Genomic DNA, 12,437 nt, shown 5'->3' on the forward strand with positions numbered 1-12,437 from the left:
TTTTCGAACAGGCTTAGTCGTTGCCGGCTGTTTCTCCGCTACCTGCGCTGGCAGTCTCACCAGGAACCGGGAAACCGCGCTTCTTGAGGATATACTTCACCTCCGGATCACGGCCGCGGAACTGGCGATAGGCATCCTTGCGGTCGGTTTCATTGCCGGTCGCCAGAATGATTGAACGGAAGCGTTCCGCCGTATCTTTATTCCAAACATCGCCCGCTTCTTCAAACGCCGCCCAGGTATCCGCATCCATCGTCTCTGACCAGAGATAGCTGTAATAGCCGGCCGAATAGGCATCGGATGAGAACAGGTGATTAAACTGCGGCAGACGGTGGCGCATGACAATCTCACGCGGCATGCCAATTTCGGTCAGCGTCTCGCGCTCAAACGCATCCGGGTCCGTGACCGGCTCGGCGCGGTTGTGCAGTTTCATGTCAACAATCGCGCTGGAGAGATATTCTACCGTTGAAAAGCCTTCATTGAAGGTTTTCGACTTTTCAATCTTGTCGACCAGCTCTTGAGGCATTGGCTCGCCGGTTTCGACATGCTTCGCATAATTGTCGAGAATATGGCGCGTCAGCAGCCAGTTCTCATGCACCTGACTGGGATATTCGACGAAATCGCGCGGTGTGCCGCCAAAGCCCGGATAGGTGATATCATAGTTGAAATAATGCAGCGCATGACCAAATTCATGGAACAGCGTGGTCGCATCATCAAGACTGATCAGCGTCGGCTTGCCGTCGCCGCCAGGAACGAAATTATTGTTGTTCGAGGCAAAGATGTAACGGTTCTCGCCGCCCAGCTCATATTGGCTGCGATAGGTCGTCATCCAGGCACCGGAGCGTTTACCCTCCCGCGCGAAATTGTCGAGATAGAATACCCCGATGACCTTTTCGCCACGCTTCACTTCGAATGTGCGAACCTCTGGCTCGAACACTGGCACTGTGCCGGTATTCTCGGTGAAGGTCATGCCGTAGAGCTTGTTCGCCATTTCGAACATCGCGTCGACCATATTGTCGAGTTTGAAATAAGGTTTGATCTCGGCTTCATCGAGATCATATTTCGCCTTGCGGACCTTCTCTGCATAGAAGCGATAGTCCCACGGCTCGATGGTGATTCCTGCGCCTTCGGCATCCGCCACTTCCTGCATGTCAGCGACTTCTTCCCCAACCCGGGCAACCGCGGCTGGCCAGACCTGCATCATCAGATCCATCGCCGTATCCGGATCTTTCGCCATGGTGTCAGCCATGCGGTAATGGGCGTGACTTTCAAAGCCTAGCAGTTTGGCCCGGTCCGCCCGCAGTTTCAGGATTTTGGCGATCGTCATATTGGTATCGTTCGCATCGCCATTATCGCCACGATTAATATAGGCCATATAGACCTTTTCGCGAAGGTCGCGGCGGGTTGAATTTTGCAGGAAGGGCTGCATCACCGAACGGGTATTCTTGAGCGCCCAACCTTCCTTTTCCTGCGCTTCGGCTGCGGCGCGGATAGAGGCGATGAAGCTGTCGGGCAACCCGGCCAGTTCCGCTTCGTCGGTCAGGTAGATATAGGTTTCTTCATCCGCCAGCACCTTGTTCGAAAATTCGTTAAAGGCTTTGGACAATTCTGTGTTGAGGCGGATCAGCTCCTGCTTTTCCTCGCCTTCCAGTTCAGCGCCATTGCGGACTAGTGATTCATACTGGCGTGTCACCAGCCGCTTTTGTTGGGCATTCAGGCCGGAATTTTCCAGATTGTCATAGACCTCCTTGGTCTTCGTGAACAAACGTGGATCAAGCTGGATCTCGTTGTAGAAGGCTGAGATTTTTGGCAGCCACTCGCCCTGGATCTTGCGAACCTCTTCGTTGGACAGGTTGCTCGCATGGACACCCCATAATGCAAATACTTCGTTGGCCTTGGAACCGGCGAGCTCCCATGGCACCATGAAATTATCAAATGTCGCTGGTTCTGGGTTGGACAGGATGGCATCAGCCTCCTTCTTGCCATCGTCCATCAGCGCCTGGAATGCGCCAGGAAAGTCTGAAACCTTGACTTCATCCCATGGCGGCACGCCGTCATAGGGGCCGGTCCATTCTTGCAGGATGCTATTTTCAGATGCGTCAGACGTTTTCTTCATGCCGCTATTTCCGTTCGCGCTCATCTTATTGAGTTCTGCGGTCGTCATCTTCTTGCCGTGATGATCGGCCAGTGCCGGACTGCCGCTAAAACCTAGCAAGGCGGCGGTTGATACGCCCAGAAAAAATTTGCGGCTGGAAATTGAAAATCGCATATATGTCTCTCCGAAAAATAAGAAGTATGTCCCCTGTTCAGGACACAAAGCTCTACGCTGTCTTGCGCTTGATACCCCGTTACAATAACCGCGCACCAAAGGCAAAAAGGTTGCGTTTGAAATCATGTTTTAGACGAACGGCGCTTAGCCGTCGATGAACGACGCGGCTGGCAGACATCGGGCCCTATTTCTTCATGAACGCATTTATACGGTCCTGCATGTCCGGACCAACGCCTTCATTTTCCATAACTTCCCATTGCAGGCCAGCGTCCAACGGGTCGGCATCTGTCGCCTCCAGCAGCCGTTTGTTCGCCGCATGAGAAAAAGAGGAATTGACCAGAATCGACCGCGCTAGCGCTTCGGTTGCAGCCTCAAATTCCGCTATCGGGAACACCTGTTCGGCAAGCCCGATCCGCAGCGCCTCATCCGCCAGCACCGTCTCACAGGTGAACATCAGTTTTTTGGCCGTCGCTACCCCAACCCGTCGCGGCAGCCGCTGGCTCATCCCCCAGACCGGGGTCAGCGCCCATTTTGCATGGGTATCGCCAAATTTGGCATTGTCCGCGGCCACGATGAAGTCGGCGGCCAATGCCACTTCCAGCGCGCCGGTATAGCAATGGCTATGGACGGCCGCGATAACCGGCTGCGGCAATTTTTCCATCATCCGCAGGGTTTCGGAATGCCAGCCGCGCGAGGGCACATCTTCGCCTTCGGAAATATCATTGAGGTCATGACCAGCGGAAAAGCATTTCCCGGCACCGCGCAGGATGACACAACCAATTGTCTCATCACGGCGGATGTCAGAGATATGCTGGCGCAATTGCTTGAACAGGCCGACCGTCAAGCTGTTCAACTTGTCGGGCCGATTCAACGTCAAGATTGCTAGTCCGTCCTTGTCTTCGCGCAGCACCAGCTCTGTCACATCCAATCTCCGTCATCATGAATAATATCAATCCGACTATGTGCCAACATGTGCACAGAAGCCAAACAAAAAGCCCCGCCAGATCGCTCTGGCAGGGCTTTGTGATAACTTATTTTATACGTTCAGGCGTAGCTGACTTTAACGTTCGCCTTACGTTGGCGACGCATTGCACCGCCGATGGCACCAAAGCCAAAGATCATGAACGCCCATGTTGCTGGCTCTGGTACTGCAGCTATGGCATTTGTTCTGAACTGCAAAGTATAGTTGTCATCAGCAGTTGAAAATCCGCCTACCGTCTGGATTGTTCCATCAGCGATGAAATCAATGCCGCCGGCCAGTGGTTGCAATGGGCCAAGCTCGCCATTCAGAAACGGCGTGCTAAAGAGCGTGTCGCCCGCCGCGCCTGTTACCGACCATGTGTGCAATAGATTCCCACCGCCATCAAATATATTGAAAGCCAAGTCCAGGTCTGCAAGCAACGACTGGTTATTGAACAAGCCGTAGTTCCCCATATAGTCGGCGCCAACAGCTATGTTCTGCACCTCAGCCCCGTCTTGAAAAGTAATACCAGTCAATGTGGGTGATTGATAATCCCAAAGGAAAACCATTTCGGCGGCACTCGCATTGCTTGACAAAGCAAGAAGGGATGCCCCCGTTGCAGCTAAAACAAATTTCTTCATTAAAAATTCCTGTTTGAATTGCAGCGGGACTTTGCCCCCCAAAATATTGCGAACCCTAAGAAATTATTAACAGAATTTCCATGGCTGAGCAAATTGAATTGTCCGCAATTCATAAATGTGCAGATTTGGGACAATATTGACCAAAAGAATAACTATTCCGGCCGCTCCGCCAACAACGCCCGCACCAGCGGCTGCAAATTCTCGTCATAGCGCGCCAGCATTACATGCTCTTCGGCCGTCTCGAAATGGCTGACCAGTTGCTTGCCGTTCCACCAGTGCAGCGCAATGGCGGGCGGGTCGGCCACGATCATGTTGCGCCCGTCGGGATTTTCCGGGTCAATCGGTTCCAGATCAAACGCCACCTGCGGCGCCGTGGAGGCACAGATGGACAGGCTGGTTCCTTCGAACGAGGTCGAAATATTGCGATGCAAATGGCCGGTAATCATGCCCTTGATCTGGTCATGGCCGGCAATAGTATCAGCCAAGGTTGAGACCCAGGGTTCGCGGGGGTCCGTGTTCATCCAGGCAATTCCCGATTCCACCGGCGGATGGTGCAATATCAGTAATGTCGGCTTGTCCTGCTTTTCAGCTAATCGGTCGGCCAGCCATTTTGCCCTGACATCACAGAATGCACCGCCATGACGCCCCTCTTCGAGCGTATCAAGAAACAGCAGGCGCAGCGGCCCGTCGTCAATCTCATATTGAACAAAACCGTCTGCCATCGGAACATCAGGGAATTGCTTATGGAAAGGTGCGCGCAAATCATGATTGCCGAGGCACATATAGACGGGAAAAGGTAAATCAGCGAAAGCCTCTTCCAGTCGCATATAACTGTCTTGGTCACCGCGATCGACGAGATCGCCAGTGGCAAGGAGCACATCGGGTTGCGGCGTCATTTCGCACAAGACCTTCAGCGCCTGATCGAGGCGCTTGCGATTAAATTCCGATGGATTATCCGGGTCGAAACCCAGATGAATATCCGTTACCTGCGCCAAGATCATGGGCGCTTCCTCTCTTTTACGCCGCATCTAGCGACAGTCATCCAATAGTCGCATCTAGCGACTGGCAATTTTCTGCTTTCGTACTTTTACTTTCAGCTTGTCCGATGGCTTCAACGCGTCGTTATCATTCGCAACGCTATCGGGCTTTTTGCGCTTGTCCTTTTGCTGCTCCTTGATCAACCAAGGCGCGCCATCATCGGCATGATAATCATGACACATGGCGCATGTCGACGGCACATCGGACGATTTCTGGAATTCACCGCCATGACATTCACGGCAGGTCTTGATGCCGGGTAACAAAAGGTCACGCGCATTGTCAGACGTCGTCGCAGCATGACATGAAGTGCAATCCTCTTGCTTGTGCGCTTCATGGCTAAACCAGCCTTTGTGCATGTAACGGTCGGTCTGGGTTACCGGCTTGATGCCATAATCCACTCTGCCGCGCGCAGTTGGCGGCGTCACGCCGTGACAATCATAGCAGGCACCGCCACGGGAAAAAACCTGCTGGATGGCAAGATTGGAGCGGCTTGGACGGAATTGAACGGCGCGCGCATAGTCGCTGGCGACACGGTTATCATTTTCTGCGCCAGGACGGCGACGCTTCATGCCGCCCAGATTAATCGGCCGCGAAGGACCGGTTGAACGATAATATGCCCGCAAGTCTGCGCGCACCATATCCGGTTCGCCATGCCGCAGTGTCCGCACTGTGTTGCCAATTTCTTCGAAGGCAAGACTGTGGCACATGCTGCAATCTTCTTTCATATCGACGGGCTCAAAACGTACACCATTGGAATCGGGCGTATGACAATCCGCGCAGGCGAGCGAATCGCCAAAACCAAATTTTGCCGACAACCGCCGACCCATTTGCGCAACACCGCCGGTTTTCGACATGTGAATGTCATGCGGGAATTTCAGACCGTTATCTTCGGTTGGCTTTTCATCGAGCGAAACCCGCTTGCGAGGGGGGTTTTTGCCGCCGGGCTGGATCAACAGCGCAGGACGGAACTGCGGATGCGACGTTCCGAAATCTGATGCATTTTCTAGCTTCGTATCGGTCAAACGCCCGTCCATTCCCTCGTGACAATCCGCGCAGAATTGTTGCGCTGTAGGCTGCATAGCACCCTCGCCTTCATGCTCGGTGTGACATTCGACACACCGGCCCGGCGGTTTGTTGAAAGCAGAGGCAAATGCCGCTCCGACTTTTTCAAAACCTTCCGGTTCTCCGACAGCGGTGAGCAAACGGTCTTTATCGGCATGATCGTGCGCGTCATCTTCATGGCAGGTCAGGCAGGTCTTGTCGGTGACGGTCACAAAGGCATCAACATGACAAGCCTGACAATCGCCCTCCAGACTGTGATGCGCCTCGCTCAGCTTGCCCGACGACCACATCGTATCGGCATGGAAGCCATCCGGCCGTTCCTCAACGCCTCTATAGGTCGCCCAGGTATAAATCGGCCAGATCAGGAAAGCGGCCAGCACCAGTCCGATAAAGCTCCATGCGCTTATGCGTTTGCCGGGCAATAGGCCCTTTAATGTATAAAGCGCGCCTTCTTCCCGGTCTTCCGCGGAATCAGACAAAGCCTCGACACGTTTGACGGTAAGGATAACGCCTTCTTCGTCATGGCTGACCGAAATGACATGACCGCCAAAACCAATCTCTGCGCCTTTGGCGGGATCAATCGTCGCCGTCATCTTATCGCGGCCATCGACCGAGAATTTCTGGCCGGAAACGCTCTCAATCTCTATCCGCCCGTCGTCCAGTTGCCGAATGACGGCATGGTCTGGATTGACGGCAAGATCGGGTAAATGAATGGCGTTCTGGGCGTTACGGCCAACCCCGATTTGGGGCTCGGCAAACGGATTGGCGCGAATAATCTCGCGGCCATCGGCGGTTACGGCAATTTGACGAACGATAAATGTCATGGGTCTATCTCCCGCCTACCAGTAAAAGAAAACGCTGATGATATGCGCCGATAGCGACGCGATCAGGGCGAAAGTCATGGGCACATGGATGAACAACCAGACCTGCAGCAAGGCCTTCAATCGGAGATGACGGCGCACGCGGGCGAGCGTTGCCTCTTTCTTTTCGAGCAATGCATCGACTTTATCGAGCGGATCATCACCCCCCATGCGAGGCTGATAAGCGCGTTCTCGCCGCAAATCAGCCTGCGCAGCGCGGGTAGCGCAATTGGGATATTTTCCGGACACCCGTTTCAGGAAACCGCCGCCAAAGGGATCCTGTTCCAGCGATTGCAGCACCAGAGCGGCATGTTCCGCCGACAGCGGTTGTGCCGCTTCATGCAATTGCCGATCGAGCGAGCGCAGGCTTTCCAGCATCTGCGTCTCGGTCATCTCGTCGCGGTTATTGGACAGCGCCTGCGGAATGGTTGCGTAGAAATAGATACCGACAATGCCCGAAATGATCACGATCATCATGAAGGCATAGGCAGCCGTATGGATGTTCCAGCCAAACTGGAATCCGGTATGCAAGGTGCCGATAACAATCAGGCTGAGACCGAGATAGATATGCGCTGAGGTCCATGCCTTGAGCGACCATTTGCCCGCCGTCATCGCACGTTTGCGCACACCGAGCATTGTCAGCCACAGGATCAGCCCGGCACCAATGGTCCCCAGCGTATAGCCATACCAGCTCCCGCCATTGTGGCGGGGGGAGACGTCGATAAAAAGATAGCTGACAATGGATATCAGCATGATGAAGGATGCTATTTTCAGCCATTTATAACCGGCATGCTTCAGAAAGCCGTCATGCATGGCGACTTTCTTTTTCGCGCCGCCGCCGGGAACAGGAACAGAGGCCATTATGCGTCCTCCTGCTCAAGCTTGGCGACGGTGAGGAATTCCTCTGGAGCAACACGGATCGCGGCACCGGTCGGACAAGCGCGAACGCAGGCCGGACCGCCTTTTATGCCGGCGCACATATCGCACTTAATCGCTTTTTTGGGCTTCTCGACCGCTGGATCACTGTTTTCAGCAACCCAATTCTTGTCCGGTTCACCCGGGCCGGGACCAAAGCCAAAGAGCAACCAGTTGAGAATCCCCGGCTTCTTGGGCGGCACCTTGTCCATGCGGATCACACCGTAAGGGCAGTAGCGCTGGCAATTGCCGCAGCCGATACAGGTGTCATCGATAAACACTTCGCCATCGGGACCGCGGTGGATCGCGTCAGGTGGACAGTCGGACATGCAATGCGGATGCTCGCAATGACGGCAGCTGGTCGGAACGTGCAAATGCGCATAGGTACGCCCGGCTTCGCGATCAAGACGGGAAAGGCCCTCATGGCTGTCGGCGCAGGCTTTCTCGCAATTGTCGCAACCGACACAAAGGTTTTCATCGATCAGCAACACATCGGTCGCCTCGCCAATGCCATTGTCGACGAGGAAATTGGCAACCCCGGAATACATGTCGACAACCCCCGAGAAACTGTCTTTCTTGGCTTCGACAAATGCGTTGATATCTTGCCGTGCGGCCATATCCTTTTTGGCCCGGCGAAGCAGATCGGGATGGGCGTCGAGAACTTTCTTGAACGCATCGCCCTGTATCTTGATGACTTCCGACTTGATCGCCGCCTTGACCGTCGCCGTGCGCATACCGCCAGCAATCAGGGTCATTTCGCCGACATAGGAACCGGCTGGGAGATAGGAGAGGAACACCGGCTTTCCGCCAATTTCTTTCTCGACAACCATCGATCCGACGCGGATGACAAAAATGTCATTACCGTCATCGCCTTCGTTGATAATCGTCTCGCCGGCGCGAACGTTGACGATCTCGCTCGTCTCTACTGCTTCTGCTATATCTTCCTTGGTCAAGCCGGAACCGAACATCTGCAGCAATTGCCGTTCGGTCGATATCCGGGTGATTGCGCGCTTGGCGGCAGGGACAGAGGCCTGCAATTTCAGCGCCGCCGTGCGCGACACTTCAATCACGATCATATCTTCAGCTGCCCTGACCGTAGCGCCCCGACGACGGCCGGAGATCAACCCGACTTCGCCAAAGATCGAGCCTTCTTCAATCGGAATGACTTTGGAGCTGTCGTTCGGATCAACCTCGACCAGCACCGAGCCCTGCGCAATAGTGAACAGCGATGATCCGGGATCATTACGCTCAAACACGACCTCATCGCGGCGATAGGCGCGTGCCTCGCTATCGAGCATAAACTCGCGCATCTGCAACGGCGACAGATCGTTGAGGATGGTCACTTTCTCGCGGAAAAATTCGAGCCACTCATCGACCGACTTGCCACCCGGCAGGCCAGCAAATTTCTTCTCGAGAATGGGCTCATCAGCAGGTTTGAGGTCAGTGTTGCCGTTGATAAATTCAATGACATCATAGCCCTGGTTCATGCAGTGCTTGATCAGCGGATAGCCCGCCAGAGCGCCGATGACATAAATGCCCTTCTTCGTGCTTTCAAAAGCGGGGGTCAGCTTGGGGTAGGCCTCGCGATCTTCGCTGGTAAATTCTATCCCGCATTCTTCGACAAATTTGCGTGGCGGGGCAGATCCCATGCGCGCTATGATGCGGTCGCAGGGAATCGTTTCCTGCCCATCACGCGTTTCGAGAACCAGCTCACCATCCTTGACTTCGGCTGGCGTCGTCTCGTTGCGGATCATCACCTTGCCCTGCTCGCCGGCTTCCATCAGCAGCTTCACATTGGCTTTCTTCGCCCGGGCAAATTCGGCCGAACGGTTTAGAATCGTAACAATATTATTCTGCGCCGCATCTGCCGCCAGACCGAGCGCATTTTCTATCCCCGCATCGCCGGAACCGATGACCGTAATATGCTCGTCAAAATATTCACCGGGATCATCCAGCTGATACTGCACCAGCTTGTTGTCACCACCGGGGCAGCGCATCAGATTGGGGTTGCCTTGCGTACCGATGGCCATAACGATCGTCTCGGCCAACACTTTATCGCCGTTTTTCAGGGTGATGGTGAAGTTGCCCTCTTCCCCTTCAATCTTCACCGGCTCCGCATTAAACTGGACATTGACGCCGCACACTTCGGTCTGCTTGTCCCAGGTGCCCAGGATCGCCTCGCGCTTGCCCGCGTCAAAATCCATATCCGAGCGCAGCACCAGCTGACTCGGCGTCGCCATGACATGCTTGCCTTTTTGATATTTATAGATGGTGTCCGACAGATGATCGGTCTTTTCCAGCAGCACATGTTTTAGCTTCAACTGCGCGGCCCGCCCAGCGGCACTCATGCCTGCAGGCCCGGATCCTACGATCACTACTCGAAACTTGTCAGCCACGCGCTATCTTCCCCCTTTTACCGTGTCGACCCAACGCTCCCTCATGCGTTTTAACAGGCCAATGCAGTAATCTTTCTGGCTTAAGCGCGACCCCAAAAGACTTCACTTACCAGCACCTTACCAAAATGCTTTTGAGATGCCAGTGGAAAATATCACAGTCTAATCCGCTTTGGTCTCAAATTGTTTTGTACAATAAATACTTGTCAAACCATTGCGGTTCACGACAAACTAGTGGATCATCCGGGTCGCACCAGTTGAGGAAAAACTTTGCAATGAGCGAACCAGAAAAAACCGTTACACCGTCCGGGAAGTCCGGAAGCAATATTAGCCGTATAGCGCTGATATCTGCGGCTGTACTAGCAATTGGCGCGGTCGGCGTTCAGGTTTATCGTGGCATGGATAGCGACAACGCGGTTGGCAGTTCCGATGCAGGACTTGCCGCTGGCGAGACGGAACAAGCGCCCAGCGTCAATGAGGTCATCGCCGGCCTGGAGAAGAAGCTGCAGGAAGATCCCGAAGATGCCGAAAGCTGGCGCATGCTGGGCTGGAGCTATTTCGAGACGCAGAAATTTGCCGAATCCGCGACAGCGATGAAACGCGCGACAACGCTCGATCCGAAAAATCCGGAATATTGGTCGATGCTTGGCGAAGCGCTGGTGATGTCCAGCGACGGACAGCAAGTGCCCCCGGATGCAGCCGATGCCTTCAAAAAGGCACTCGCACTGGATAAAAGTGATCCCCGCGCGCGCTATTTTCTCGCCGTACAAAAGGACATTTCCGGCGATCATCAAGGCGCGATCAACGACTGGTTCGCGCTGCTCGAAGACACGCCAGCCGATGCACCCTATGCCGAAGACATCCGCCGCGTGATCGGACAGGTTGCCGAAAAGGAAAATATCGACGTGGCTGCGCGCCTCGCGAAAATCTCGCCCTCCGCACCGACCGGTGGTATATCCACTGACGGCCCGCAAGTGGCGACCGCTGCCATTCCGGGCCCGAGCCGAGAGCAGATGCAAGCCGCCGCCGCCCTGCCCGCTGGCCAACAGGAAGCGATGATCGCCAACATGGTGGATGGCCTCGACAAAAGACTGCAATCCAATCCCAATGACGCCAATGGCTGGATCATGTTGATGCGCAGCCGCCAACAACTGGGTCAGACCGCCAAGGCGAAAAAGGCAATGGCCGATGGGCTGGCTGCGTTTAAAAATGACGGCGCTGAGGCGAAGCGGATCAGGGAAGCAGCGATGGCTTTGGGAATTGGGGGTTAACTTCAGCGGCTGTCAGAGCATTGCATTAGGGTCACGCATGTTTGGTTCTCGCCTGAACCGTTTTGGAAAGACATAGTCAGTGTCAGCTCGCTCTGGATTCCAAATCAAGTTTGGAATGACGAGGTGGCTGATGACAGGCAGGACGAAACTGTCAAAACGATCCGTCATGCTGAACTTAATTCAGTATGACGAAAAAATAATCACGCAAAGACCCAAAGCGGCCAAGTTGTCCCGTCTTGGCGGCTTTGCGTCCTCGCGTGACCTCCCCCAAAAGCTATAAGTTCCAGTTCATTCCTATAGCTTGATTCCTAGTCCAACGCCGACCACGATCGGATCGAGATTGATCTTCACCCGCTGCGTTCCGGCATCGGTGGTGCGCAGCGTAGCCGTGGTGTCAACATCGAGATATTTGACGTCGAAATTCAGGAATATCCGGTCGTTGATCGGAATATCCATCCCCGCTTGCAGCGCGTAGCCGAAGCTGTCTTTCAGGTTGACATTCGTGTCACCGACCGCCGCCTCCAGATCCCGGGTCGCTTTTTCATTGTAGAAAATCGTGTAGTTGATTCCGGCCCCAATATAGGGGCGGATCGCCGCATCGGGGGCAAAGTGATATTGCGCCGTCAGGGTCGGTGGAAGCACCCATGTCTTGGCGAGGCGGCCGATGCTGCCGGTGGTTCCGGTGACACCGCTCGCGCTATGCTTGGTCGTCGCCGCAATCAGCTCGAACCCGATATTGTCGGTCGCCATATAGGTGATATCGAATTCCGGTGCGGGGCTGTTATCAACACTGACTTGCTCTCCGGGAAAGGCGGGCAGGATCGAACTGCTTTCCTCGCTCGGCATCACATTGATGACCCGGGCGCGGAGCAATATGTCGCCCTGCTCGGCAAAAGCCGGCGTAGACGTAATCGCCATGGCCGATACCGCTGCTAGGGCGAGAAACTTTGTCCTTCTGTACATTGGAAACATCCTTCTTACTTGGTTCCCAATGGGGTTAGGCAGGGCAAGAAGGGGTCGCATTGATCCA

The 12,437-nt window shown here is 54.6% G+C and carries 8 protein-coding genes and 1 pseudogene; 1 reads left to right on the forward strand and 8 read right to left on the reverse strand.

Translation table 11 applies throughout. The features are described from left to right. Positions 1–13 precede the first annotated feature (13 nt). From ACO6S1_RS01290 to ACO6S1_RS01320, 7 genes and pseudogenes are all read right to left on the reverse strand, one after another. Entirely contained in the window at positions 14–2,266 is a 2,253-nt protein-coding gene (locus tag ACO6S1_RS01290; protein ID WP_422344562.1) for a M3 family metallopeptidase, read from the reverse strand. A gap of 184 nt (positions 2,267–2,450) precedes the next feature. After that, positions 2,451–3,188: an enoyl-CoA hydratase/isomerase family protein gene (locus ACO6S1_RS01295; protein WP_422344563.1), complete on the reverse strand. Its 738-nt coding sequence runs from the start codon at positions 3,186–3,188 to the stop codon at positions 2,451–2,453. 122 nt (positions 3,189–3,310) lie between these two features. Next, positions 3,311–3,424, reverse strand: a pseudogene (locus ACO6S1_RS01300) (PEPxxWA-CTERM sorting domain-containing protein); the annotation flags it as partial. Between the two features lie 596 nt (positions 3,425–4,020). Then, positions 4,021–4,869, reverse strand: coding sequence for a phosphodiesterase (locus tag ACO6S1_RS01305; protein WP_422344564.1), 849 nt, complete (start codon positions 4,867–4,869; stop codon positions 4,021–4,023). Between the two features lie 54 nt (positions 4,870–4,923). After that, positions 4,924–6,792, reverse strand: a complete 1,869-nt coding sequence (locus ACO6S1_RS01310) for a cytochrome c3 family protein (RefSeq protein ID WP_422344565.1) — start codon at positions 6,790–6,792, stop codon at positions 4,924–4,926. Between the two features lie 15 nt (positions 6,793–6,807). Then, a complete protein-coding gene (locus ACO6S1_RS01315) occupies positions 6,808–7,689 on the reverse strand; it encodes a hypothetical protein (RefSeq protein ID WP_422344566.1) in 882 nt (293 codons plus the stop codon). After that, a complete protein-coding gene (locus ACO6S1_RS01320; RefSeq protein ID WP_422346267.1) occupies positions 7,689–10,091 on the reverse strand; it encodes a cyclic nucleotide-binding domain-containing protein in 2,403 nt (800 codons plus the stop codon). Before ACO6S1_RS01320 ends, ACO6S1_RS01315 begins: the two co-directional genes overlap by 1 nt. Positions 10,092–10,411: 320 nt before the next feature. Here ACO6S1_RS01320 and ACO6S1_RS01325 point away from each other — a divergent pair, with 320 nt between their 5' ends. Continuing rightward, positions 10,412–11,407, forward strand: coding sequence for a TPR domain-containing protein (locus ACO6S1_RS01325; protein WP_422344567.1), 996 nt, complete (start codon positions 10,412–10,414; stop codon positions 11,405–11,407). Positions 11,408–11,701: 294 nt separating this feature from the next. Here ACO6S1_RS01325 and ACO6S1_RS01330 read toward each other — a convergent pair whose 3' ends face one another. Then, complete coding sequence (locus ACO6S1_RS01330; protein ID WP_422346268.1) at positions 11,702–12,325, reverse strand: OmpW/AlkL family protein; 624 nt, start codon at positions 12,323–12,325, stop codon at positions 11,702–11,704. Between the last annotated feature and the right edge of the window lie 112 nt (positions 12,326–12,437).

It is taken from the genome of Parasphingorhabdus sp., assembly GCF_965233695.1.
Lineage (GTDB): Bacteria > Pseudomonadota > Alphaproteobacteria > Sphingomonadales > Sphingomonadaceae > Parasphingorhabdus.